This window comes from Paraburkholderia sp. Tr-20389 (assembly GCF_017104565.1).
GTDB lineage: Bacteria > Pseudomonadota > Gammaproteobacteria > Burkholderiales > Burkholderiaceae > Paraburkholderia.
Map to the genome: position 1 here is coordinate 168,682 of NZ_JAAGPD010000008.1, position 24,549 is coordinate 193,230.

The 24,549-nt window shown below is 57.5% G+C and carries 20 protein-coding genes; 11 read left to right on the forward strand and 9 right to left on the reverse strand.

From position 1 onward, the window contains the following. Positions 1–125 precede the first annotated feature (125 nt). The 6 genes from G3N95_RS12155 to G3N95_RS12180 form a co-directional block, all read right to left on the reverse strand. Positions 126–1,556, reverse strand: a complete 1,431-nt coding sequence (locus G3N95_RS12155; protein WP_205970231.1) for an alkaline phosphatase family protein — start codon at positions 1,554–1,556, stop codon at positions 126–128. Between the two features lie 76 nt (positions 1,557–1,632). Beyond that, a complete protein-coding gene (locus G3N95_RS12160) occupies positions 1,633–2,730 on the reverse strand; it encodes a hypothetical protein (protein ID WP_205970232.1) in 1,098 nt (365 codons plus the stop codon). Positions 2,731–2,744: 14 nt separating this feature from the next. Beyond that, a complete protein-coding gene (locus tag G3N95_RS12165; protein WP_205970233.1) occupies positions 2,745–3,248 on the reverse strand; it encodes a lysozyme in 504 nt (167 codons plus the stop codon). A gap of 546 nt (positions 3,249–3,794) precedes the next feature. Beyond that, a complete protein-coding gene (locus G3N95_RS12170) occupies positions 3,795–4,478 on the reverse strand; it encodes a hypothetical protein (protein ID WP_205970234.1) in 684 nt (227 codons plus the stop codon). Then, the gene (locus G3N95_RS12175; protein WP_205970235.1) at positions 4,475–6,871 is read right to left on the reverse strand and encodes a caspase family protein; all 2,397 of its coding nucleotides are present in this window, start codon (positions 6,869–6,871) and stop codon (positions 4,475–4,477) included. The genes G3N95_RS12170 and G3N95_RS12175 overlap by 4 nt, the downstream gene beginning before the upstream one ends. 3 nt (positions 6,872–6,874) lie before the next feature. Continuing rightward, a complete protein-coding gene (locus tag G3N95_RS12180) occupies positions 6,875–7,228 on the reverse strand; it encodes a hypothetical protein (RefSeq protein WP_205970236.1) in 354 nt (117 codons plus the stop codon). A 618-nt stretch (positions 7,229–7,846) separates the two neighbouring features. On the opposite strand from G3N95_RS12180, the gene G3N95_RS12185 reads away from it, so the two are divergent. From G3N95_RS12185 to G3N95_RS12205, 5 genes are all read left to right on the forward strand, one after another. Continuing rightward, positions 7,847–8,833, forward strand: coding sequence for a hypothetical protein (locus G3N95_RS12185; protein WP_205970237.1), 987 nt, complete (start codon positions 7,847–7,849; stop codon positions 8,831–8,833). A 173-nt stretch (positions 8,834–9,006) separates the two neighbouring features. After that, positions 9,007–9,804, forward strand: a complete 798-nt coding sequence (locus tag G3N95_RS12190) for a peptidoglycan-binding protein (RefSeq protein WP_205970238.1) — start codon at positions 9,007–9,009, stop codon at positions 9,802–9,804. A 34-nt stretch (positions 9,805–9,838) separates the two neighbouring features. After that, the gene (locus G3N95_RS40535; RefSeq protein ID WP_241018426.1) at positions 9,839–11,287 is read left to right on the forward strand and encodes a gamma-glutamylcyclotransferase; all 1,449 of its coding nucleotides are present in this window, start codon (positions 9,839–9,841) and stop codon (positions 11,285–11,287) included. A gap of 246 nt (positions 11,288–11,533) precedes the next feature. After that, positions 11,534–12,460 carry a hypothetical protein gene (locus tag G3N95_RS12200; protein WP_205970239.1) on the forward strand — a complete coding sequence of 309 codons (927 nt, stop codon included), beginning with the start codon at positions 11,534–11,536 and terminating at the stop codon, positions 12,458–12,460. Beyond that, positions 12,457–12,954: a hypothetical protein gene (locus G3N95_RS12205; protein ID WP_205970240.1), complete on the forward strand. Its 498-nt coding sequence runs from the start codon at positions 12,457–12,459 to the stop codon at positions 12,952–12,954. Before G3N95_RS12200 ends, G3N95_RS12205 begins: the two co-directional genes overlap by 4 nt. 55 nt (positions 12,955–13,009) lie before the next feature. Here G3N95_RS12205 and G3N95_RS12210 read toward each other — a convergent pair whose 3' ends face one another. The 3 genes from G3N95_RS12210 to G3N95_RS12220 all read right to left on the reverse strand — a co-directional run bounded on the left by G3N95_RS12210 (position 13,010) and on the right by G3N95_RS12220 (position 15,926). Next, on the reverse strand, positions 13,010–13,939 hold the full coding sequence (locus tag G3N95_RS12210; RefSeq protein WP_205970241.1) for a DMT family transporter: 930 nt from the start codon (positions 13,937–13,939) through the stop codon (positions 13,010–13,012). A 227-nt stretch (positions 13,940–14,166) separates the two neighbouring features. Continuing rightward, positions 14,167–15,039, reverse strand: a complete 873-nt coding sequence (locus G3N95_RS12215; RefSeq protein WP_205970242.1) for a shikimate dehydrogenase — start codon at positions 15,037–15,039, stop codon at positions 14,167–14,169. A gap of 104 nt (positions 15,040–15,143) precedes the next feature. Next, positions 15,144–15,926 (reverse strand): SDR family oxidoreductase, encoded by a 783-nt coding sequence (locus G3N95_RS12220; RefSeq protein ID WP_205970243.1) that lies wholly within the window; start codon positions 15,924–15,926, stop codon positions 15,144–15,146. Positions 15,927–16,560: 634 nt separating this feature from the next. Between G3N95_RS12220 and G3N95_RS12225 the strand changes: the two genes are divergently transcribed. From G3N95_RS12225 to G3N95_RS12250, 6 genes are all read left to right on the forward strand, one after another. Beyond that, the gene (locus tag G3N95_RS12225; RefSeq protein ID WP_205970244.1) at positions 16,561–18,642 is read left to right on the forward strand and encodes a hydantoinase/oxoprolinase family protein; all 2,082 of its coding nucleotides are present in this window, start codon (positions 16,561–16,563) and stop codon (positions 18,640–18,642) included. Positions 18,643–18,660: 18 nt separating this feature from the next. Then, positions 18,661–20,382, forward strand: a complete 1,722-nt coding sequence (locus tag G3N95_RS12230; RefSeq protein WP_205970245.1) for a hydantoinase B/oxoprolinase family protein — start codon at positions 18,661–18,663, stop codon at positions 20,380–20,382. Positions 20,383–20,393: 11 nt separating this feature from the next. Further along, positions 20,394–21,248 carry a sugar phosphate isomerase/epimerase family protein gene (locus G3N95_RS12235; RefSeq protein WP_205970246.1) on the forward strand — a complete coding sequence of 285 codons (855 nt, stop codon included), beginning with the start codon at positions 20,394–20,396 and terminating at the stop codon, positions 21,246–21,248. Continuing rightward, positions 21,245–21,721: a RidA family protein gene (locus G3N95_RS12240; RefSeq protein WP_241018427.1), complete on the forward strand. Its 477-nt coding sequence runs from the start codon at positions 21,245–21,247 to the stop codon at positions 21,719–21,721. The genes G3N95_RS12235 and G3N95_RS12240 overlap by 4 nt, the downstream gene beginning before the upstream one ends. Positions 21,722–21,839: 118 nt before the next feature. After that, positions 21,840–23,249, forward strand: a complete 1,410-nt coding sequence (locus G3N95_RS12245) for a DUF4147 domain-containing protein (RefSeq protein WP_205970247.1) — start codon at positions 21,840–21,842, stop codon at positions 23,247–23,249. Between the two features lies 1 nt (position 23,250). Continuing rightward, on the forward strand, positions 23,251–24,525 hold the full coding sequence (locus G3N95_RS12250) for an enolase C-terminal domain-like protein (protein WP_205970248.1): 1,275 nt from the start codon (positions 23,251–23,253) through the stop codon (positions 24,523–24,525). Positions 24,526–24,549: the final 24 nt, after the last annotated feature.

Here is a 24,549-nt window from a genome sequence, read left to right on the forward strand (position 1 = left end):
GCCGCGCGCATACAAGCCGTGCAACGCCTTCTGCGCGCACGTGGGAGGATCCGCCTGGAAATCCTGCTGTCGTATCCAATCTCCGTCATTGCGTCCCCCTTTCCTCTGGTGACGACGCCCCTGCTTCAATGTCCGCGATAGATGTTGTTCGCTCCATTGCCGCTCGCCCCGGGCGTACCCGGCGCGGAAAATTTCGCAAGTACGGCCTCCATGGCGCTGCGCACGGTCTCGCTTGCCTTACCCGCCGTATTCGCCCGTGGCGGATCCGGATCTTTCGACTCGAGAATGCGTTGCAGCAAGCCTTCAATGGTCGGTTCATCGGCGTATCGCTTCAGGTTGACTGCAACGATCTGCAGGAGATCTTGCAGATCGTTGACCTGCTTTTGCAGCACAGCCGACACATCCAGTTGTCCGGGATTGGGAGGCGTCACCGCTACGGGACTCCGATTGGCATCGAACTCGTCGTTGAGCGCGCAGGAGAGATCCGGCGCGGCGGCTTCACGTGCGGAAAGCGGTCCTGCTATACCGAAGCAGTTGCGCACCGTGCGAATAATCGACGTATGGTCGAATGGCGTGCTCCCTTGCGGTCTCAGTACCGTGCCACTCTTCGTGTATGGAGATATCACCACAGCAGGTACGCGTACACCGAACGTGTTGAACGCAAAATGCCCTTCTCGCGGCGGCTCGGGCATGGTTGCCGCAGGAGGAGGCACGTGGTCGAAGCACCCGCCGTGCTCGTCGAATGTGATAACCAGCAACGTGGATGTCCAGTTCGGAGATGCACGCACAGCGTTGTAGACCTTCGCGACCAGCGCTTCCGCCATCTCGACATCGTGCGGCGGATGCATGTCGTTTGGCGGCACACCGAGATTCGGATAGTACATCGGCTCGATAAAGGAATATCCGGGCAGGTGTCCTTGCGCCGCATCGTTGAGAAACTCGCTGAATTGCCTGAAATGATCGAAGTGCGGCCATAGGCGCGACAGCAATGCAGCTTGAGGAAAATCGTGGAAATAGATCTTCCATGGAACGATGCCATCCAGTTCATTGAAGATGGTTTGCATCGGAAAGGGAAAACCTTCGACGGCATTGTTCTCATAGCCGTGCGCGGTGCCGGCATGAGCAAAGAAGCGATTCGGCCATGTCTGACATGGTGCAGAGGCGAACCATCGGTCCGAGACGGCGTAACTGGTGGCAAGTTGACTCAGCACGGGAAGATCATCCGGTTGGAAGCAATGCATGATGTCGTCCGCCGCGCCGTCATTTGCCGCGTAATTCGCCCTGAAACCGCCCATGGTTGGAGTAGCGCCCCCATTGAAAATCTGCTGCTGGATATCTTTGAAGCTCTCGCCGGGATCGGGGCTCGGAATCTTGCTGTAGTCGGTCATACCATTCTTTCTGGTCCATGGCGCCACACCGTCGTTTCCTGCAGTTGCGTTATCCTTGAGCCCGTCAAACTGACTTGATGCGGGCTGCAAAAATCCAAAGACGTTGTCAAAGGAGCGGTTCTCCAGCATCAGAACAACGATGTGCTTTATGTTGGAAAGGTTAGCCATGTCACACTCTTTAATGTGGTGAGTACGGTACAAGACCCGGCGCTGTATGACTCAACGACAGGCGAATGCGTCGCGCTCAAGGAGTCGATTCGACCGTTGAGTAGCCAGATTTGATGTCGTTGCCTGCCGGCGGCCCCGATCCTGCAGCAGCGTCCGTTTCGTTGTCGCTTTTTGGCTGTGGTTCAGTCGATTTCAAACCGATATACGTCGCCCCGCTGATGCCAATCATGATCAGCGTATAGGGTTCGAGAGCCGGCATCGACGCAGTCGCGACCACCTGATAGATGAACATCACACCGACGACAACCGTGAACACCAGCATCTGCACGCGATGTATTGCGACACCGCTTTCATCGCTGACGAGATCTCGGAAAAAGCGCGGCATCTTTTCACTGGGAAAGCTCGTTTCCCGCGCCAGATCGACGCCGCGAGAACCGACAGTCAGCACGCTATAGATACCCATGAGTGCAAGTGCCTGCGCCGAAAGCGGTGGCATCGTTCCTGACGCGATCCATTCGAAAATGTATGAACCCACTATGATCACGGTCCACCACGCCATCTGCGTGCGCGCAAGACTGAATGTTCTCTTGTTGAAGTCAACACTCGTACTGCTCCCGACGTCACGCAATAGCGACGTCTTCGCACCCAGATAAACGAACAGCGCGACCACCACGACAAACGCAAACACACCCGCCCATAACTTCCATAACGGCGACCAGACGAACTGCGCGGAGGCGCCGCTCACAGCGATGTCCTTGTCGCTTTCGTCGGATACGCCGACATCGATCTGCCGGACCCTGGCCGTACCCGGTCCGGCCCAGGGCGAGCCGATCAACGTGCGCCACGCGACGGCCGTTTCAGGCGCAGGAGGATCCGAGTCCTTTCGCAATAGAAATTGTATGTGCCCGATCTCCTGATCGGGCGTGCCGGCTGCGACATGATCTTTATAGTTTCTGCAACCCTGCGCCGCGATGCCCGTATAGGCGCCGTCGACAAGAAGCTTGTACTTCGTAACAACAGAAAGTGGTGGGCAAGGGGTACCAATGGGAACGGAGACTATGTCGCCCAGTGCCGTCGAGTCGGGTGAACCGGCAGCGGGTGTCGCGACTGCATGCATAGAAGACGAAACCGACACGATGACAAGCATCGCGAACCAACGCGTGATCGCTCTCATGATCTCCTCCGTTGTCATTTGAGAAACAGTGCGCGTTCGGCGTTTCTTCTATCGAGAAGACCTTTTAGAAACTTCCCCTGCGCGTAACACCACCGTGGAAACTGATTGGCGGCCGCCTGCATCTGGTTTGCGTTGATCTCTTTGAGCAACGTAGACGATCGGAGGTTAGCCAACCCTAAATTCATCACGAAGCTCGACAACGCGCCATACTGAAAATTGTTTAGCGCAACCGTCACCACCGACAGCACACCGCTTCCGGCCTGCATCAGATCCGTGGCGAGCAGCGCGTCTGCCTGATTAAGACTGATTCCGTCGGGGTAGAGTGCCTTGACTCTGTTCAGATTGGTGCTCCCGCGCAGAAATTGCCCGTCGACGGAAATTGCGTGACCCCACCCTATCGTCCATATTCCGACGGGGTCCATGTACGGATGAATGTCGCCGACCGCGAGGCCGGGAATGCCCTCGAAGCATTTGACGAGGTTGATGGTGTCGAGATCGACAGGACGTGGTTGTGCCATGGTGCCCTCTTCGTCTGATACCCCGTTTCTCTCGTGTTTCTAACCGGCTATCCGGTATTCGTTGTGAGTTGTTATCTGAAGAATCTGTCACGTCGAATGGACGGAGATATGTTCGCTGGCACACACAATCCGGCGACATTTCACAACGGCACTGCGAGACCCGACTTATCGCCCACATCCCTTTCAGCACGCTTACCAATATTCACAAGCGGCACCCGCGCGTTACCGGTTTCGGTGTCAGCGCGATTCTTCGTCAATCTAAAGGGGCATCACACAACGTGGATCTGCACTAGACGTGACATGAGTTGAGGCGACGAACCGCGTTGATCGTGGCGACCAGGGGACAGGCAGTTGCACGCATCGGTAGCGCGCACGCAATCGAAAACCTTATGAGGTAGCACCTATCCAGGAGGTCTCCGAACTGGCGCCTCAAAAATGAACGAACGGACCAGCACGACCGTGCCCCACTCGTTGGATATCGGCATTCGCCGACGTTCGCCCATCAACGCCGGGGGCGCTGATCGGTGATATGAACCGACAACATCTCTATCCACGCAGAGCCTGGATTGCTTCATTGATATTTTTTGCAGCCTCCTGCTCGCCGTTATGCAGAACTGCCTCTAGCCGTTGCAAGACGGAGACGATTGAATTTACCGTATCTTCATCGCCAAGGTCTCTTGCTCGCCGGTAGCTCCGCCAAGCTTCATCGCCCAGCCCTAGGAGCAATTGACATTCTGCAAGATCGGCCCACGCCCAACGATCGTTTCTCCGTTCACCTTGTATCTGTCGACTGATTGCTCCCACTGCCCGACGCAATTCTTCCGTTTGCTCGTCGAGCCGAGATGATCTTCTCTCCAACGGCAAAGTGATTGCGTTCACCAGATTGTACGAACTCGCAACTTCCAGTCTTGGTGAATCTTCATAAATTCGTCCTCGTTCGAAGCAGGCCTGGGCTTCGTCGAATCGATCGAGTCGACGATAGTTGCCACCTAACATCCCCAGGCAGTCCGCCAGGTGATACGCCAGTGTTTTAACCGCAGCGGAGGCCGCTCCGTTATCGTGCAATTGCGCAGAGAGCGGCGAGTCATCCATGACGGCGATTGCGTCTTGCAAGAACTCAATAGCACTTTCAATGTCGCCTTCGTCCCGACTATCCTTCGCTTCTTCTTTGCGAAGCTTCGCACGCCCCACCAGCCGTGCGATCTCAATCTCGGTGTTTAACTCGCTCATGGTAGTGCCTTCTTAGCTGCCGCCAAATCCTTCACCATCTTTGACGTCGCCTTGATCTCCTCTAACAAATCGTCACGCTTGACTTTACGTGCCCAACGTCGAACCTGCGATGACAAAAGCTCGAACTGGTCCAGCAATCGCGTGTTTTCCACAATTTCCTCAGGACGCCATCGCCGCGAAATATATAACCACGCAGCCAGACGCCGGTCTGCAGCAGCCTCGCGAGCCGCTACAACCAGGTCGGGATTGACTTCATGGAAAAGCACTGGAGAGATACCGGTACTCTCCTGATCGTCGCTTTCCAGAATGTTGGCGCTTCGAACAAGCTCATCAACCAATGGCAGCGCGGCCGGCTGTGCGTGATAGTCCAACTCAGAGCCCACGGCAGCATAGATGAAGTTGGTGCTACCTTTACGGTTCAATTCCAAGCTCGTCTCAAAACGAGTAATCATCTCGTCGTAGACAGACGTGTTGCCGGGAATCGGGTTGTACATCACGGGATTGAAAAGTTTCAGCATGTCACGTACATGGGAAGGCAAGCTCTCAGAGTTTTGAAGCGAATTGGCTTTGGAATCCATTACATGCACGGCACCAAGAGGATTGGTAGCCATTCTGACACCGGCCTCGAACGAGACGTTAGCACGAAGATTTGTCCAATCGACCAAACACATGTCGACAGTACGGATCGATTCAAAAAGTGTCTGAGCAACAAGTCGGGGAGTTTTCAAATCCAATAGACGAACAAGAGCGGGGCTTTCACTCGCACGACCAGTGGCCTTCAGCACCCTCTGCATGACCTTACCCGGCAATTCCTTTTCTAACCGCCGCCAGTTGCTTTTCGTGTACTCGTGCCCGAACGGGCAGAGCACCAGGATCCGCTCGCTGTACTGAACCGGGCGATACGCTGCCGATTCCACTCCGAGCTGACGCACCGAGTCAAATGCTGGTAGATCGAGGTAGTGAGGGAGATTTGCGAGGTCGCGGAATCCGGTGACGATCTTCCCCCCGATCAGTTCCCACGGTCGCCGTCCTACCCCTTTCTCTTGTTGGGCTTCAGAATGCGACGCCAGGTTCAGCAATTGCAGATTAAACGGTACCGCCAGGTCAGCACCGATCGTGAAGTCACCGCCAATGCTGGCGATAGTTAGTCCGCGACGCGCAACAGCTCGAATACCAAGCAACATCATCGTTCCGGGGTCCCAGTCGGTTAGGTCAAAAACCGCGACCTCAGCCCGGCAAAGGGCTAACACCGCTTGGCACAACGACGCCTCGGACTTGAACGCCCGGTCAACGACCAAGTTCGACTGTATGAAGCCCCCATCTGGCCTCTCCGCTGATACTTGAGGGAGGCCACGGCTGGCTCGGTAGTTATTCGCCGCTGCCATTATTTGCGGACTGAAATTTTCCCATGCGATCCGGACCTCGTCGGTCAATGGCGATTGCGTACTGGACAGTTCAACCAGGCGGCCAACGATAAGCGCATGTATCGCTCCTTGATCGCCGAACGAGATTGGATCCAGTGCACCATGTTCCACTGTCAGAACTGATGCCGCGGCCTCATCCCTTTGATCGTCTCCAGCGCAAACCGGGAACATAGGGATAGACCCGATGTCCCCCTCTTTTTGCTCTGGAACATGGATTTGCGGTCGCACGCCGGTGTCGCCGAACCGTTGCCGAATTACATGATCAGCGAGGCCGTGAACCTGCCTCAGAGACAAAACACTGGGCGACTCTGAAGGATTGTTCAATACATCGAGCAATGCGCCCGTGAACATCGTATATGTTTCGACGCTCGGGGCCTCCGCGTAGTCGTCAGGGCCCGCCGCACACAGAACCGCGGTCCCGCGCGCGGGCAAATCGTCCCGTGCCTCGAGTTCGATCTCGGAGATAACGCGGGTCACAACCGCCTCAACGGCCATTAATTCCTTTGCGGCAGCCGCTGAGAAGCACGCATCGATTATGTAGAACTTACGAGCAAATCGAGCAATCTTTTTGACCGTTCGCTGAAGTGCCTGGAATCGATACGAATACTCAGGCGCGTCCGGTTTCAGACTACGTAGGGCGAGGTAGTAATCTCTCCTGTCCCCGAAGAAACCATGGCCTACGTAGTAGACGATAACATCAAGGGGACGGCAATCCTCCGGTTTCCGCATGGCGGACTGAAGAAATAATTCAAGTTGATCATTGAGGTCTGTTGGACGACGATCATCGTCAAATAACCACAAAAGATTGCCTTGCGGCAGATTGAATTTCGACGCATCCAAAAGGTATCGCCTGATCTCTTCGGCCGAGTTCTTGAAGCGTTCATTCGACAACGCATCATTGTCCGGATAAACGCTTGCTCCGAGGATCACTACCAGAGTGCGCTCGGGGACTGGCCGCTCAGTGTTCATGTGTTACCGGCCAGGATGGTCACTTGACTGCAGTGCTTTAGCGATTTTTGCTGCATCACTGGAGTTTCCTTTAAATATAACTCTGCCGTCACATTCAATCACTAACGTGGCCTCCCGCTCACGGGCCATGAAAGCCGCGAGTCCTTTCGCTATGGCTATAACCGCCGGAGTTCCTAAAACCAGAACCAACGTCGCACCAAGGTCCATCGATTCGGTGCGATCACGTTCTATCCTTGCTTCAACGTGCGGCGTGGTATCCAAGAGAGCATCTTTTAGAATCTGCGCTTGCGCCCCTGCTTCTGCAGGCGATAGTTCCTCGAAGCGAATCAAGAATTCTTGCTTTTCCGGCGTTTCCATTATGTTTCCTCCATTGTGATCTGGATACGCTAGCCCCTTCACTGCATTGTGTCTACTTCCAGTCACGTTAGCGGTAAAAGCAATGTGAGCAAAAAAATGAAACAAATATGACGAGTGTTTCGTTCTGGTCGTTTGCGTCCAAAGTACTACTGCCTCCTCAGAGGAACTTCAGGACGAATCGATCCAGATACACAGCGTACGATCTATGTACTCCATTAGATCTCTGGTGGACCGTCAAGTTCTCTCAGATAGAGATACCGAAGCGACGCCGTCAATTGCTTAAGTCCTTGATACACTCGACTCGACGAGCATTGAAGATCGGAGAAGCCTCATGTCGAGGTTGGCGCGCACCAAACTGACATTCGATTATTGACGGCAGACAACCATGCAAGGGTGGGGTCGACCATGACCTCGATTGCGAACTCAGAATGCGAACGTACCGAAATCACGGTCGACTAGATCGATATCTATGTGTGGTAGACAACATAAGTTCTCGCTGCTGGTTTACAAAATCCCTTCCGTCACCTTCTATTCAACTAGCAGAACGCCTGCCGATCGTCCAGGATCGGACCATCAGAATGCCAGGGCAATCGGTCTCATTCGTCAGGGAGTCCTGAAATGAGTGAAAGCGATAACGGTATGAGCTGGACCAACCCGGTACTGGGCGAACTGATGCGCTTCGCTCAATGGTCGAGAACGGCCGATGACAACGCCACGAACGAAACCGTGCCGTCGTCGTTTTACAAGGCGCTGGTGCGAGCGCATCTCGCCGATCCCGACGACGCCGTGGCGCTGCGCAACCTCGGACTGCTAGCGCTCACGGTCGGCGTCAGCGAATGGGGGGTGAGCGGCGACGACCTGCCGGACGATCCGAGGCAAGATGACTGGAAGAGCAATAGCGGGCCGAAACAGGGCAAGCACGTGATGAGCTATGACCTTGGCGGCGTCGGTATATCTCATGTCGACTCAGACGAGCTTGGCCGCTTCATCGAGTTCGTCGCAAAGCGTTTCATCGATCAAGACGCTCATCGTGAGCGCTTTCTCGTGTTAGCCAATCCCGCCTCGTATCGCCACTCGCGAATCCAGTTCGATCAGATCCGCGCTTCGGGTCTGTGCCAGACGCCCACCCTTCACGAAGACCTCATGGGAGTGCCGTTCGCTGAGAATGGACATGGTGGCGTTTCCGACAAAAACTGCGCGGACTGGAACAATAGTCAGTTCGGTCCCGCCGACTGGCAATTGTTTCGAACCTATGTTCGCAAGGCATTACGCACCGAGTCGGGTCAAGAATGGATTTTCAACAGCTGGCTCGACAGAACCTGGATGAAGTCGGTAGAGAAGGTGTTGAGCACACGGGGTTCAATCGACCAAGCGTTGGCCAATGCTCGTGTTCGTAACTCGTCGCCCGTCCTGGCCGATGAAGCGCTCGCGGAATCAAGAGACACCGATACACCGACAAAGCGGATACAACGCGAAATCGACGCATATGCGAAGATGAACGGCGGGGAAACCGCTCGTCGCCGCTTCGGCTTCATTGTGCGGAGTATCAATCTGTATCGCCACTTAGCCAATGAGGCGCCACTTATTGGCGTGCGTAGTCCCTAAGCATTTCACACATGATTTTCCGAATTCGTAGTCTTAGTACGTAACTACGTTGTCCTAAGACAAAAAACAAAATCTCAACGGCTGAATGCATTTCAAATAGCGAATTCCTGCATCGTCTTGCGATGTGAGCGAATCCACGATCACGAAGTCCTCACTTCAGCGAGGGTATGAACATGGATATCAAACCGTTCGATGGCGTGATTCTTAAATTGGGCTCCAACGCATCCGAAAAAGTCACACTGGTGCAGAATAGGCTTCGCGAATTGGGCTATGCCGCGCCTGAGAGCGGAATCTTCGACGCGCAGACAGAGTCTGTCGTGAAGCTGTTCCAGGCTCAACACTCGGATGACAGCGGGCTGCCGCTGAAGATTGATGGCGAGGTCGGGTTCCATACCTGGACCGCGTTGTTCGGCGTGGTACCCACGGTCGTCCAGCCCATCGCGCAACTATTGGCGCAGGCGCTTGCCGTGGCTACATCGCAGGATCATCAAATGGAAGTGCCGCCTGGCTCGAACCGAGGGCCGATGGTCGATGAGTATCTGCGCGCGACCGGTATCGATCCTACCCAAGGCAGTCCTAACTCGAGACCGTGGTGCATGTGCTTCATGTACTGGGTGTTTTTACAGGCCGCGCAACACCTGAACCGGACAACACCTCTGCCGAAGACGGCGAGCTGTCATCAGCATTGGGTCGCGGCGGCGAACCTTCCGAACGTCAAACGAATCACGCAGCAGCAAGCCCTTGATACCCGGAGCCTGATCCAGCCCGGACTCATCTTCATCCTCGACTTCGGTGGCGGGATGGGACATACGGGAATCGTTGAATCGGTGCTTCCGGGTGGAGCGCTCCAGACGATCGAGGGGAACACCAACACGGACGGCTCTCGCAACGGCGTCGGGGTGTTTCGCTTACAGCGGCGCAAGCCGTCGGATTCCGTGTTGACGGGCTTTTTGGACTACTCACACGCTTAGCATGCGAGCGACATTGCTTGAGCGAGGACACATCATGGCTTTCTTCTTCGCTTACGGCACCGAACTCGACCGTGCAAGCCTCCTTGCGCGCGCACTGACCAGCAAGACAGTTGCGCCTCGCATGACTGAAGCCCTCCACGGCGAAGGCGCCGGCGCCCAAGCGGAAAATGCGAGCGCGGATACCCCCAACGAATCCTATGACGAGTACGCGACGCGGCAACCCATTGCATCGGGATACATCGAAGGCGCCATGATGGTGTTTCGCGAGCGCACCGAACGCGTGGGAAGTCCCATTCCGGACTTGCTCGAGGAGGCGAGCGGGCATACCTGGGGCGTGCTGTTCGAAGTCTCCGACAACACGCTCCGAGCGCTTTGCCAGCACTTCGATATCGCGCGAACATGCGTGATTCGTGATGTGCGAATCGTCAAACCTCTGACAGGAGCAGCGAACGCGACGTTCGATGTCGCAGGCTGTGTCGACCAGACGATTCAGGCAAGCTGCCTTGTCGCCAGGAACCACGACGCGCCACTGACATCTCTCGATGAGCCGCTGCTTCGTAAGCTGCTTGGTTACTATCTCTCGCATGAGGCACCTTCCCCGATATTGCTTCGCCTGATGCCACGTCGTGGCGGCGCGATTAACGATGTCGAGCGAGGCAAGGAGGATCTATCGGAGCGAGTGATCTGCGAGATCTACTATAAGGCGCCACCGCGCTATGCGATTTACCGTAGTTCGGAGCGAGTGATCGTGCAATATGCGGACGACCGCGTAATGGATCCATCCAACGCGCCGCTTGCCGACGTGCAGCGCGCGAAGATGGCGTGCCTGAATCCTCTACGCAGTCAGATCACGGGACTTATCGACGGCTGGGAGAAGAGCAGGAAGCCGCGCATAGCAGAGCGCGCACGGCGTTATAACGCACGCGTGGCGGCCGCTTTGAACCAATGTCTCGAAGGCGACTCGACGAGTCCGATGCAGGCGCTCACCGAGGTCCGCGACGAGATTGTCGCGGAGCGTGCGTCGTGGGGACGTTTTCTTTATCTGCTGTCCGCGCTCGCTGTCGCCGCGTTGTTTTGCGTTGCCTTTTGGATCATCAAGGCGTATCTGTTCGGCCCCACGCATCCGACAGCAGCGCTCTGGCTCGCTGCGCGAGCTGGAACGATAGGCGCCTTCTTTTCGATTGCCATGAACATCCAGCAGCGAAAGGTTCTGACCGACTTGCTTACGCGCGACAACATCGCCGATGCTGCGCTGCGAATTACTGTTGGCGCTATCGGTGCGGGTGCGCTGCTCTGTCTTTTGCAAAGCGGAATCACTCCACTCGCGAACTTCGGGAATGCGACGCTCGTGGGCCCGGCGATGGGATGGCAAGTTATTTTGGTGATTGGCTTCGCAGCCGGTTTCTCAGAGCGACTCGTGCCTACGATTGTTGACAAGATATCGTCACAAAGCGGAGCAACGCCAGCCGGCAGAGCTACATGATGGTCCGTGCTCGAGCTGCTTCGCGGCAGATTAGATGAAGAGAGACAGCATTGAGCGGCAGAACCATAGATCCCCTGAAGCGTCGATCGCAGCGTGTGTTTCGCGATCTCGACGCGCTGCGATGGAGGAGCGTGCCTGCCACTACGGCCGAGGCACGACGCGGGCAAGGATCTGACGTGGAACGGTGCCTTGAAGCCGATAACCGTAGCCGGGAACGGTCCTGTGCGATTTACCGAGGCGTTTGACATGAGACTTTTGATCAAGCATGCGGTCGCGCGCGGCATGATCGCGGCGGCTGTCCTTTCGATGTTCGCTGCGTGCAAGAGCGTGCCGGACGCGAGCCCGTTCGCTGTCGCCGGATCACAACTCCATTCGGCAGTGATGTCGGCGGGCATCGTCGTCACGAGCGGACTGAACGAGGCGGAACTCGCCAATGAGGCGCAGAGCTTTTCGACGCTGTGGCAGGTACCCGATCAATGCACGCTCGCAATGATGCGCTATGGCAACGCGCTCGCAAACATCGTGCAGGCGACCCATAACGGCGACGAAGCGGTGCAGCAGGTGTTCGACGCGGGCACGAAGCTCGCCGATAGCCTCGGCATCGCCGTGCCGCCAGCGCTCGCCGCGGGCGAAGTGCTCGCTCTGCTCAAGACCATCGATCGCGAGGTCGCGAACGTCGTCGCTGCTCGCTCGCTGGAGGATGCGCTCTCGCGCATGCAGCCTGCCGTCGATAATGTCGCGATAGTGATGAACCGTGAACTCGATGCCGCTGGCGACATTCTGCGCAACGCGGACGGCATTGTCGACACGAAACTCAGGCTCAGCTACAAAGCCGAAGTCGATTACGAGCAGACACTAACCAAAAACAGACAAGCTCTTTATCAAAAAGCGCTTACGACGGACACGACCCGGCAACTTGACGAGATCGTTCACCGTGAACAGGTGATCGCACCTGTGCTCGCTGAACGACAGCAGAAATACGACTTGCGCAATACGCGGCTCCAGACCCGCCGGGAACTCATCAACACCGCGAAACAGGCTGTTTCGAACTGGGCACAGGCGCATCGCGACCTGCAGGCCGCGGTGCAGAGCGGCGGCACCCTGGATCTCGCGGCGCTGAACGAGTCGATTGTCGAACTGCGCGCGCTTATCGAAAAAGCGAGGGCATCATGACCAATGATCAGGATCCGGAAGGCTGCGCAGACACGCTCAAGGCACTGCTGAGCACCGCCCAAGATGCGGCGCAGAATGGCGACGCGGACAAGCGCAGCGCAGCGAGCCTTTCGCTGAGAGACTTCATCAGCTCGTCGAGTCCGAACAACGAGTTCATTCAAGGTCTGGACGAGATTGCGGGACAGGCGGCGATTGCGCTGCTCCGGCAAAACATCGACCAATGTTTGCAGGACATCGCCGCGTGCAACGTGGCACTCGCGAAAGCGAGCAAACAGTTCGACGCGGCGGCGATGCAGGCGAACGACACCGCGAAAAAACTGAGCCTCACGGAGCTGTCACAGGCGCTCTCCGCGCTGAATCAGAGCGTGCAGTCGATTCAACAGCTGAGAAGAGACTTCGGCAGCGGAGCGGACAAGGACTTGCTAAGTTCGCTCGATACCGCAGAAAAGGCGATCGACACGCTGGGCACCGTCCTGAGCCGTCGGAAAGCGTAGCGTGTGACAGTCCGATGCCATGGAATCATGTGTTTAGTGGAGCGCCCATAAAACGTCAGCCCCCGCCCACCTGAAGCTTTCTATTGTGCATGAGCACTGTACCAATACCGCTCGCCGCTATCACGCACATGCCTATGGTCGTCCACATATCAGGTACCTGACCAAACAACAGCCAGCTAAACAGTGCTGCGAACGCTAGCTGCGCATAAGCGAATGGCGTGAGTAACGATAACGGCGCGCGCTTGAGTGCCTGAAGCATCAGCAAATGACCAAGAGTCGCCATGGTCGCCATAAATACAACAAGCAGCCAGCTCCGCAGTTGCACACTAGCAAGTGCCGGAAGCGTCTCCGCCTGATCCATCCACACAAGCACGCAAAGCACGACTGTCGCCCCGAATGCAGTCAGGAAGTTGGTCGTATTGACGTCATCGATCTTCGACAGATGACTCGACACGACCTGATAACACGCGAAGGTCGCGGCCGAGCCTATCGGGAAGACGACTGTCCAGGTGAACTGGCTGCCACCCGGACGAACGACCAGCAACATGCCAATGAAGCCGAGCACGACCATCGCCCATTTGCTCATCGGCACATCGTCCTTGAGCACGAGCGCCGCGAGCAACGTGGAAATAAGTGGTGCGAGCATCGCGAGTGAAGTGCTGACAGGAAGCGGCAAATGCCTTAGCCCCGCGAATGTGCAAGCGGAATTGGTGAGTAACAGTACAGCGCGGGCAATCTGCAGCTTTATGCTGCCGGTGCGCAATAGGCGCGACGCGTCGCGGCGCGCTTGCCAGACGCCCAGCACGATCATCTGAAACAGATAACGCACCCAGAGCAAAGCCAGCAGCGGGACCGCTGCACCGATGACTTTGACGGTCGAATCGCTTGCTGCAAATAGTGCCGTCATGCCGATCATGATCGCGATGCCTGCGCCGGTGCTGTCGGTGTTTATCCGACCGCCCGCGTTGTCATCCAAGGTTGCCATCAGGTTCACGATCCTTATATTGAACGCGTTGCGGAGCAAGGCTCCCAGCTCTGATTCTTCTACGCCATACCAGACCCGGCGACCTGTCGAGGTCACCGGCGGCGCAGGAAAACCAGCGAGACGAATTATCGCCGCGCCGACGGGTTCGTGGCACAACCTAGGGAAAATTTCAGGCTGTCGAAGACATGACGCCCATGCCGATGGCGCGCTTCGATGATCTCATCCGTTCAAACCGCCGCCGGTGTGCTGTTCGTGGGGAAGAGAAGATTGCGCACGACGGAATCGTCCTGGCGCAGCAGCGCAGCGGCTTCCGTGAGGCCGAAGAAGTCGAAGAAGAACGGCGTCTGCAGGATCAACATGTCAAAGCCAGGCTGCACCGCGATGTCTCGCGCCATGGCCGCGCGAAGCAGTGGAGTCGGCTGATTCTTCATCAGAATGTCGCAGACCTGGGCGGATGGTTCGAGTCGATCCACCGGCACGGGTAGAGGGTCGTCGGGTTTCAACCCGAGCGGGGAAGCGTTTATCACCAGATCGAAGCCGGCCGGGTCGTTACAGGACTGAACCGTTGTGTCGACTCCATATTGAGTTTCAATCGAATGCGCGAGCTGTTCCGCTTTGCTTGTATCCGGGTCGAATAACGCCAGTCGAGCTGGCTCTTCAACGGCGAGAGCGGTCGCTATCGCCGACGCCGCTCCGCCCGCGCCGATCAGCAGAATATGCTGGCCGCGATACTTCATTCCGTGGCGGTCGAGAGACTTAAGAAACCCAAGCCCATCAAACAACTCTCCCTCGAGTTGACCCGACGCATTTCTCCTGATCGCATTCACCGCATTTGCGGTGGCTGCTGCTTTGGAGCAGTGGTCCACCAGTGCCGCCGCTGCCGGCTTGTGAGGAATCGACAGAATGATTCCGCCCGTAGTCGGGGAACGAAACAGCGATCGAACCACTATATCGAGGTCTTCTACACCGACGTGAAGTGGGACCATCACTGCATCGATATTACAAAGCGGCAGAACTGCATTGAATACCTCTGGCGTGCGCACTTGTGTAATCGGATCCGCAATGGTGTAGAAGACGCGCGTGTGTCCCGTTATGGTCATCTTTCAACTACTCCAGAAATTGCCTTAGACGCCGACGTCCAACGTCCAACGTCGCCAGAAGAACTGCTTCGAGAGAGAGTCCGAGCAATACTTCCCTCGCTCGTCTATGGCTGTGCGGCGTACGACGAGTAAGCGGTCGTGACAAGCCAGCCGCAATCGATGGGAAGCGTCACGCCTGTAATCGCGGACGCGTTCTCGGAGCACAGAAAAAAGATCGTTTCCGCAACTTCGTCCGGGCGGACGAATCGCCGCAGCGCGGACTTTTGCACGACGGCGTCCGGATCACGTTCTCCCGAATCAATTCGAGCCTGCATTGCAGGCGTCAATGTGTAGCCAGGCGCCACTGCATTGACGCGAACGCCCTTAGGACCCCATTCGGCCGCCATGACTTCCGTCAGCATTTTCAGGCCCGCTTTCCCGACCGCGTAGCCGATCTGCGCCGATGCCCTGAATGTCGTCAACGAACACAGGTTGATGATCGTGCCCGCTCCCGCATCGCACATCGCCGCGCCAAATGCCCGCGACATCATCAAAGTGCCTCGCACATTGACGTCGAAGAGCCGATCGAATTCAGCGACGTTCATCTCAAGCAAACGCACCGCGTTTTGAAGAATGCCGCCCGAGTTGACCAGCGCATCGGGAACGCCGTGAGTTCTGAGGACATTCTCCGCAAACAGCTGGATCGATTCATCGACGCCGAGATCCAACGGGTAAAAAGCGGCCTTCATTCCCGACTCACACAGATCTGCAGCGACCTTCTTGCCTCGCTCCGCGTTGAGATCGCCAATGACGACCTTCGCGCCAGAAGCTGCGAAGCGGCGTGCCGTCGCCTCACCGATTCCACTCGCGCCACCCGTTACAACGACCAGCTTCGAATTCGTTGCCATGTCTGAACCTCAATTAATGGTTGTCACCGCTTTCAAACGGGCTGGTGCAGGCTGCCATCGATGCCTTCGATCGATAGCGCAGCAGCCGCTTTGCTTCGGAAAATTTGCCGATCACACGTCGACTACATGTCGACAATCGTTCCACTCGAACCATCAAAAGTCAAGTAACGATTTGGTGAATTAACGAGAAAAAAGCCCTGGTGTTTTCCACTATTTCGCCTTCAATCCCTTACCACACAAGCCTTCCAGCAGATATCCCCATGCTTTCCGATTTCTGACAGGTTGACATTGTCGGCATTTGATCGACAATAAGTCCACAGCGATGACTAACGCATGGAGGACCGTCGTGAAGTTTTTTAAGTGGATTCTTACCGCACTTGCCGCAGCGCTCGCTGATGAGGGGCACACCGAGTTCGCCCCGCCCTACACGCCCGGCTACCGGTTGGCCATGGCAACACATGGCAAGGCGCCGCGGCTTGGCGTTGCGCAGTCGTACGTGGCAGTGAATCTCTCGAGGTAATCGCGAAACGCGGCGGTGGCCGACGACGCATTCAGGGGAATTTCACCTTGACCTCCTGACGCGGATACCGGTCACCAAAGGCATCAATTCGGCAAATATTGGACGGATGAAACTATGGCAAGCGCACGCATCGGCGTCGATATCGGCGGCACTTTCACTGACCTCGTGCTTCTCGACGACAAAGGTCAAGTTACCTTCACAAAGGTTTCTTCAACTCCCGCTGCACCTGAGGAAGCGGTACTGACAGGGGTCGAACGCATCCTGAAGCAGGCGGGTCTCAAGACCGACGATGTCACCGAAGTTCTGCACGGCACCACAGTCGGATCGAACACCATGCTCCAGAAAGTCGGAGCGAAGTCCGGTCTGATCACCACGAAGGGATTTCGCGACGTGCTCGAAATTGGCCGCGTTCGCACGCCGACCATGTTCGATCTGACATGGGATAAACCTGTTCCCCTCGTCGAACGCCGCTATCGGCTCGAAGTCGACGAACGCACACTGGCATCCGGCGAAGTACATCGCCCAACGCCGATCGATGAGGTGCTCAAAGCCGGCGAGTTTTTCAGGAGCGAAGGCGTAGAGTCCGTGGCGATCTGCTTCATCAACTCATACAAGAACGCGGAGAACGAGGCCGCCGCCCTCGCCGCCTTCCAGGACAAGTTTCCGGAGATCAGCGTCACTGCGTCCATCCAGGTGCTGCCGGAACTTCGCGAGTATGAGCGTACGTCGACGACCGTCGTCAATGCCTATGTCCTGCCAGCATTGCGCACCTATCTCCAGCGTCTTGAAAGCGGCCTCAAGCGTATCGGCGTGAACGCACCGCTCCTCGTCAGCAATTCGAACGGTGGTCTTTCCAGCGCTCGCATCGCGCAAGACACACCCGTCTTCTTCATCTCGTCCGGCCGGTCTGCTGGTGTCGTCGGCGCCGGACGCCTCGGCGAAGCGCGCCACGATACCGACCTCGTCGTGTTCGACATGGGCGGCACCACGGCCTCGGCATCCCTGATTCATGACGGGCAGCTGGCACGCACGAATGAATACGAGTTCCGCGCAGGTATCTCGACGCCGAGCCGCTTCATCAAGGCCGGCGGTTACATGATGCGCGTCCCGACGATCGACGTCGCCGAGGTGGGCAGCGGTGCGGGCTCGATTGCATGGATCGACGCAGGGGGTCTGCTCAACGTGGGTCCGATTTCGGCTGGCGCCTATCCTGGTCCCGTCTGTTACGGCATCGGCGGCGAACGCCCGACCGTGACCGACGCGAACGCCGTACTTGGGTTCCTGCCGCAGAAGCTTGCCGGCGGCACAATGGAACTCAATCTGAAGGCTGCTCGCGGCGCAATTGAAGAAACGCTCGCCAAGCCGCTCGGGATCTCGATCGAACAGGCCGCGGTCGGCATCCGCGAAGTCGTCAACGTGAACATGGCGCGCACCATCAAGGCGGTGACGGTGGAACGCGGAGTCGATCCACGCGACTTCACGCTGATGGCGTTCGGCGGTTCGGGTCCCGTTCACGCCTGCGATCTTGCCCGTACGCTGGAAATGAAGCGTGTCGTGTTCCCTGCGGCGCCCGGCGTCTTCACGGCCATGGGGATGCTCGCAGGCGCAGTGGAGCGATACTTTGTCCGCCCGTTCCTCCATCCTCTCGACACGTTCGACCTCGACGCCCTTGCCCAGCACATCACGTCCATGCGTGACGATGCCGCCGCGGCTCTTGCGGGTGAAGGCTATACGGCCGACCGTATCCAGTACGTGTTCGAACTCGATATGAGGTTCCGCGGCCAGGACTATGAAATCCCCGTCGCGATTCCCGACACGCTGGACGAAGCAGGCCGCGAGTCGTTGCGGAAAGGCTTCCGGGAAGCCTACACGGCGATCTATGGCTATGCATCGAATGATGCGATCGAATGCGCGAACGTTCGACTGCTCGCACGCGGCATTGCAACCAAAACGCTTGATTTCCGCGACATTCGTAGCGCCGCTAACTCGACGGAAGTCCACAAGCGAAGCAATCGACAGGTCTATTTCAACCGCGAATCCGGCTGGGTCGATACGCCGATCGTCCCGCGCGCTCTGCTGGACAAGGAAATCGTCGGTCCCGTCATTCTCGAAAGCTCGGATACGACGATCGTCATTCCGCCAGGCTGGCGCGTCAGCACTGACAAGGTCGGCAGCGTCATCGCGTCGCTTGACTGAAACCCAACGGAGTAGAACATGGCACAACGTAAAGTCGATCCCATTACCTTTGCTGTCGTCAAGAACGCGCTCGATACGATCGTCGACGACATGGCATTTGCCGTGATGCGTACTGCACGCTCACCGATCATCCGCGACGTCCTCGACTATTCCGTGACGATGTGCGACGCGGCCGGCCGCATCCTCGCCCAGGCCAAGACCGTCGCACTGCACCTCGGTGCGGTGCCGGACGCCGTCGATGTCGTCATCAAAAAGTATTCGAACAATGTCCAACCCGGCGACGTGATCATCTTCAATGATCCGTACGAAGGCGGCATGCACTTGCCGGACATCTTCATGTTCAAGCCGATCTTCTTCGAAGACAGGCTGCAGGGCTTCTCCGTCGTCATTGCACACCATTGCGATGTGGGCGGCCGCGTTCCGGGCTCCAACGCTGCCGATTCCACCGAAATTTTCCAGGAAGGCCTGCGTATTCCGCCGACGAAGCTGTACACGCGAGGCGAAGCAAACGAGACCCTGGTGAACATCATCAAGAAGAATGTCCGTCTGCCTGACCTCGTCATGGGCGACCTGGACGCGCAACTGGCCACGTGCAACATCGGCGAGCGCGAGCTCGTGAAGATGATCCGCCGCTACGGCGAGGAAGAACTTCGCGAGTATTTCGACGAGCTGCTGGACTATGGTGAGCGTCTGACCCGTCAGGCGATCGCGGCATGGCCCGACGGCGTCTACGAGTTCACGGACTATATCGACAACGACGGCTTTACCGCGGATGCCATCCCGATCAAATGTGCGATCACGGTGAAGGGTTCGGGCGTGTCCGTCGACTTTGCCGGCTCTTCGCCGCAGGTGCGAGGTGCGATCAACTCGACGCTGTCGTTCGTGAAGTCGGCGACCTACCTGGCGATCCGCTGCGTTCTCGAAGCGGATGTCCCGAACAACGCCGGCGTCTATCGATGCATCGACATCACGGCGCCCGAAGGCTCCATTCTCAATCCGCGCCTGCCCGCTCCCGTCGCTGCTCGCGCGCTCACTGGCTACCGTGTGGTCGACACCGTGTTCGGCGCGCTTGCGCAAATCGCGCCTACCAAGGTCATGGCCGCCGGAGAAGGCGGCAACACGGTGATCGCATTGAGCGGCTATGACAAGGAGGCCAGCGAGCCGTTCATTCTGGTGGACATGATCAACGGCGCGTGGGGTGGACGCTTCAACAAGGACGGTATCGAGGGTGTGACCAATCCATCCCAGAACATGTCGAACATGCCGATCGAGACGCTCGAAGCGCGCTACCCGATCGTCATGGAAGCGTATGGCTTCGCTCAGGACTCGGGCGGAGCAGGCGAATATCGCGGCGGTCTCGGCCTCGTGCGCGAATACCGGATTCTCGCCGAAGAAGTCGTCGCGCAGGTTCGTTCCGATCGCAGCGACCATGCCCCTTATGGTCTTTTTGGTGGATGCGCGGGCGCACCGTCGTCGAACTATCTGAAGACCGACGGAGAAACCAAGCCGCTGCCGAGCAAGTTCACGATGACGCTGCATCGAGGCGCGACCGTCCGTCATGAACAGGCCGGCGGTGGTGGCTACGGCGATCCGGTGAAGCGCTCACTCGATCTGATCGAGGCGGACCTTGCCAATGGAAAGATCACACGCGACTACGCCCAGGCCTTCCACAAGGTTGCTTTCAAGGGCGAGCAGCTCGATCGCGACGCGTCCGCGAAACTACGCGGCACTCAGGTATGACGGGGACTGACATGAACTATGATCTTTCGCGATTCGCGATCAACCAGATCACGACACCAAAATGGTCGATGCCTCAGGCCATCGAAGGGTACAGGCAACAGGGTGTGAACGGCATCGCCGTGTGGCGGCAATTCCTTGAAGACTATGGCGTCGCGCAGACCCGCAAGCATCTCCGCGAAGCGGAAATGTGGGTACCGTCTTTGTGCACGAGCGAATGGCTGAACGTTTCGGTTCACAGCAATATGAACGGAGCGATCGACACCAACCGTCGATTGCTCGACGCAGCTGCCGAAATCGGCGCGGGCTGCCTGATGATGGTCGTCGGCGGGATGCCGCTCGACAGCAAGGACATCGCAGGCCAGCGCGCGCGAGTTCGCGATGCGCTCTTCGCACTCGCGCCACACGCACGGGAAGTCGGCGTCAAGCTCGGTCTCGAACCCCTGCACCCGATGTACGCGGGCGATCGCAGCGTCCTCAATTCGATCAGGGTCGCGAACGACCTGTGCGATGAACTCGGCGACGCAGCCGGCCTGGTGCCCGACGTGTACCACTGCTGGTGGGATCCTGTATTCGAGGCCGAGTTGAGACGTGCAGGCCCCGAACGGATCCTCACGTTCCACTACTGCGACTGGCTGGTACCGACGCGCAATCTGCGCGATCGCGGCATGGTCGGCGATGGTGTCGTCGATATTCCGCGAATCAAGGGATGGCTCGATGACATCGGCTACACGGGCCCGTTCGAGCTTGAGATCTTTTCCGAACTCGACTGGTGGGAACGCCCGCCCGAGGAGACGACGCGTGTCGCTGTCGAGCGATGCGGCCCGTACGTTCAGACGCTGGGTTCCCGTTCACGTGGAGGTGCATGATGGGTGCAAGTCTTGAGCAACGGTTGCGCGAAGCCGGTATCGAGCTTCCGCCTCCCGTGACACCGGGCGCGAATTTCTCTGCGACAAAGCGCGTTGGAAACCTGCTCTATGTATCGGGTCAGGTTCCCGTCTCCGGAGGGGTTGATCGATACGTCGGCAAGCTTGGTACGGATCTTTCTCTTGAGGACGGGCAGGCTGCTGCAAAGTTATGCGCGGTCAACATTCTGACTCAGGTAAATCAGGCGGTCGGCGGAGACTTTGATCAGGTTGTCGGTTGCGTCAGGCTTGGCGGATTCGTCAATGCCGCACCTGAATTCAAGGACCATCCGAAGGTTCTCAACGGTGCGTCGGATCTGATGATTGCAATCCTCGGTGACGCAGGCCGTCACACGCGTGCGGCAGTCGGATGCAATTCCCTGCCGCGTAACGTAGCCGTAGAGGTCGACGCCATTTTCGAACTGTCTACCCGATAGCGTGCAGCGAGTGGAGCGGGTTCAATCCGGCTCCACTCTCACCGTAGCGAATGAAGCAAGCGGTATATCTATCGGTTAGTAGTACGACGTTGATTTTCAAAGAAACACATCGAGTGCCATGAAGAAAATCCGAAATTCAGATGAAGTCCTCTCACAAGGCGACCTGGACTCAAGGCGCGTTGTGCTTGAGATCGCAGACCGGACACTGGAGAAGCTCGACAGCTATCAGCGGATCCGGAACATCATGCGCATGGAAGGCAGCGTGTTGCACATCGGGACGCGCTCATGGGATCTATCGCGCAAGCGCAACGTCTACCTGATCGGTGCCGGCAAGGCTTGCAATCATATGGCGATGGCGGTGGATCACGTGCTGGGCGACCGCCTGACCCAGGGCATCGCCATCGTGAAGATCCACGAAGAATCAGACCGGTTCAACAGGACGGAAGTGTACGTTGGCGGGCATCCTCTACCAAACGAAGAAGGCCATCGGGCATCGAAGAGGATCATCGAGATCGTCGACCAGGCCGGACCCGAGGATCTGTTCATCGCGGTGATCAGCGGCGGCAGTTCGGCGCTCATGTCGTGTCCTATCGACGGCATCAGTCTGCAGGATGAGATCGATACGACGGACGTGCTGCTTAAATCGGGTGCGGGCATTTACGAAATCAATGCGGTGCGCCGCCATATCTCGGCCTTGAACGGCGGGATGCTGGCAAAGCGCATCCAGGCCGTGGGCGCCGAACTGATCGGCTTCGGTATCAGCGATGCCGTAGGCTCGCCCGCCACCGGCGATATCGCCGTGCCCTATTCAGCTTACAAGAGCACACCGATCGGCCCCGACATGACGACGCTGGACGACGCTCGCGCGACGATCATCAATCGCAACGTCGCCGATCGGCTGCCGAAAAGCGTTGTCGACTATCTGATGAACGCCGGACCTGAGTCAGAGACGCCCAAAGCGTTTCCCGACAACACATACTTCCTTCTCAACACGCTGCCCGACTCGTGCATTTACGCGAAGCACGTGTGTGAAGAGATGGGCATTCCCGCAGTGATCGTGTCGTCCTTCCTCGAAGGTGAAAGCCGTGACGCCGGCACCTTTTTCGCATCGATCGCGCGAGAAATCCAGACCTATGGAAATCCGGTCAAGGCCCCGTGTGTGTTGCTCAGTTCCGGCGAGGTAACGACGCTTATCGAGGACAACAGCGTGATCCGCGGGCACGGCGGTCCTGGCCAGGAAATGGCCGTCAGTTTCGCCATCACGGCGGCGAAGACCAAAGGTGCGTGCCTGTTGTCCATCGACAGCGAAGGCACGGACGGCACCGCCAAAGTTGCGGGCGGCATCACCGATTCCACCAGTCTGAAGGCCGCGTCGGACAAAGGCATCAGCCTGTATCAGGCCCTGCGCGAGCACAGCTGCTTTGAAGCGCTCGAAGCGATCCGCTCTACCGTCTTTACGGGTAACACAGGCACCAATCTGTGTGACCTGAACATCCTTTACGTTCCGGCATTGAAGGAGGGTGAGTAACATGGAAGACCGGATCGCATCGGTTCGGGCACAGCAGATCATAGACTGCAAGTGCCGCCCAGCTGTGGAAGTGGAGATTCGCACCGAAGGCGGTGCAATCGGTCTCGGCGCGGCGCCCACGGGTACATCGGTAGGCATGCACGAGTCGTTCGTCCTGCGCGACGGCAACCCGTCCACATACAAGGGGCTCAGTGTTCACAAGGCCGTCGACAACGCGGTGAATGTCATCGGACCGGCACTGATCGGCATGAACGTGTTCGATCAGCGCGCCATCGATGACAAGATGATTGCTCTGGATGGCACGCCGGACAAGCGACGCTTGGGCGGCAACACGATCTATTCGGTATCCATTGCGGCGTTTCGGGCGGCAGCGGATGCGCTTTCGATTCCTCTTTACAAGCACATTGCAGGTCGCGACATCTGGACGGTACCTGTTCCCTGCTTCAACGTCGTCAACGGCGGACGATACGAGGGGTTCACTCAGGCGTTCAACGAGTTTCTGATCGTGCCGTACGGAACCGGTAGTGTCGATACATCGATCGAAATGGCCGTCGCGGTGTTCCAGAAACTCGCCGACGTACTGACCGCGTATCTGGGACACAAGCCACAGGTGGCCAGTTCCTATGGCTATGCCGCGCCATCCGACGATCCCGAGGTCGTTCTGACGCTGATGCAGAAAGCGATCGATGACTGTGGTTATACCGGCAAGATCGCCTTCGCGCTCGACTGTGCTTCAAGCGAGATGTACGACAAGGAATCACGCACCTACCTGTTGAAGGGTAAGCAGGTGTCATCCGACGAACTGATCGACTATGCGCAACTCCTGACTGAAAAGTTCGATCTGGTTTTCATCGAGGATCTGCTCGATGAAAACGACTGGACGGGTTACATCAAAGCGGTAAAGCAGCTTACCCGCACCATCGTTCTGGGCGACGACCTCACGGTGACTAACCGCGAACTCCTCCGTAAAGCACACGAAACGCGCGCCGTCGATGGCTTCATCCTCAAGCCCAATCAGGTGGGGACGATCACCGAAGCAATGGATGCCTACCGCTATGCCACCGCTCACGGAATGATTGCGGTCCCGTCGGGCCGCTCGGGTGGCGTGGTCGACGATGTCGTGATGGATTTCTCGGTGGGTCTGGAGGTTCCGTTCCAGAAGAACGGCGCGCCGCGCTCAGGAGAGCGCATTGAAAAGCTCAATTTCCTGATGCGGGCAAACGCTCGAAGCCCAGGTTGCCGCCTTTACGACATCGCTCCACTTCTCAGATTCTGAAGCGGCGAATCCGCGCAGACGCAC

Excerpts from the sequence above, each read along its gene's own strand:
- G3N95_RS12240 (WP_241018427.1), top strand. The coding sequence starts at position 21,245 with ATGATGGGTGCAAGTCTTGAGCAACGGTTGCGCGAAGCCGGTATCGAG.
- G3N95_RS12175 (WP_205970235.1), bottom strand. The coding sequence starts at position 6,871 with ATGAACACTGAGCGGCCAGTCCCCGAGCGCACTCTGGTAGTGATCCTC.
- G3N95_RS12215 (WP_205970242.1), bottom strand. The coding sequence starts at position 15,039 with ATGACCATAACGGGACACACGCGCGTCTTCTACACCATTGCGGATCCG.
- G3N95_RS12155 (WP_205970231.1), bottom strand. The coding sequence starts at position 1,556 with ATGGCTAACCTTTCCAACATAAAGCACATCGTTGTTCTGATGCTGGAG.
- G3N95_RS12170 (WP_205970234.1), bottom strand. The coding sequence starts at position 4,478 with ATGAGCGAGTTAAACACCGAGATTGAGATCGCACGGCTGGTGGGGCGT.
- G3N95_RS12165 (WP_205970233.1), bottom strand. The coding sequence starts at position 3,248 with ATGGCACAACCACGTCCTGTCGATCTCGACACCATCAACCTCGTCAAA.
- G3N95_RS12200 (WP_205970239.1), top strand. The coding sequence starts at position 11,534 with ATGAGACTTTTGATCAAGCATGCGGTCGCGCGCGGCATGATCGCGGCG.
- G3N95_RS12180 (WP_205970236.1), bottom strand. The coding sequence starts at position 7,228 with ATGGAAACGCCGGAAAAGCAAGAATTCTTGATTCGCTTCGAGGAACTA.
- G3N95_RS12235 (WP_205970246.1), top strand. The coding sequence starts at position 20,394 with ATGAACTATGATCTTTCGCGATTCGCGATCAACCAGATCACGACACCA.
- G3N95_RS12185 (WP_205970237.1), top strand. The coding sequence starts at position 7,847 with ATGAGTGAAAGCGATAACGGTATGAGCTGGACCAACCCGGTACTGGGC.
- G3N95_RS12190 (WP_205970238.1), top strand. The coding sequence starts at position 9,007 with ATGGATATCAAACCGTTCGATGGCGTGATTCTTAAATTGGGCTCCAAC.
- G3N95_RS12210 (WP_205970241.1), bottom strand. The coding sequence starts at position 13,939 with ATGGCAACCTTGGATGACAACGCGGGCGGTCGGATAAACACCGACAGC.
- G3N95_RS12205 (WP_205970240.1), top strand. The coding sequence starts at position 12,457 with ATGACCAATGATCAGGATCCGGAAGGCTGCGCAGACACGCTCAAGGCA.
- G3N95_RS40535 (WP_241018426.1), top strand. The coding sequence starts at position 9,839 with ATGGCTTTCTTCTTCGCTTACGGCACCGAACTCGACCGTGCAAGCCTC.
- G3N95_RS12220 (WP_205970243.1), bottom strand. The coding sequence starts at position 15,926 with ATGGCAACGAATTCGAAGCTGGTCGTTGTAACGGGTGGCGCGAGTGGA.
- G3N95_RS12160 (WP_205970232.1), bottom strand. The coding sequence starts at position 2,730 with ATGAGAGCGATCACGCGTTGGTTCGCGATGCTTGTCATCGTGTCGGTT.
- G3N95_RS12250 (WP_205970248.1), top strand. The coding sequence starts at position 23,251 with ATGGAAGACCGGATCGCATCGGTTCGGGCACAGCAGATCATAGACTGC.
- G3N95_RS12230 (WP_205970245.1), top strand. The coding sequence starts at position 18,661 with ATGGCACAACGTAAAGTCGATCCCATTACCTTTGCTGTCGTCAAGAAC.
- G3N95_RS12225 (WP_205970244.1), top strand. The coding sequence starts at position 16,561 with ATGGCAAGCGCACGCATCGGCGTCGATATCGGCGGCACTTTCACTGAC.
- G3N95_RS12245 (WP_205970247.1), top strand. The coding sequence starts at position 21,840 with ATGAAGAAAATCCGAAATTCAGATGAAGTCCTCTCACAAGGCGACCTG.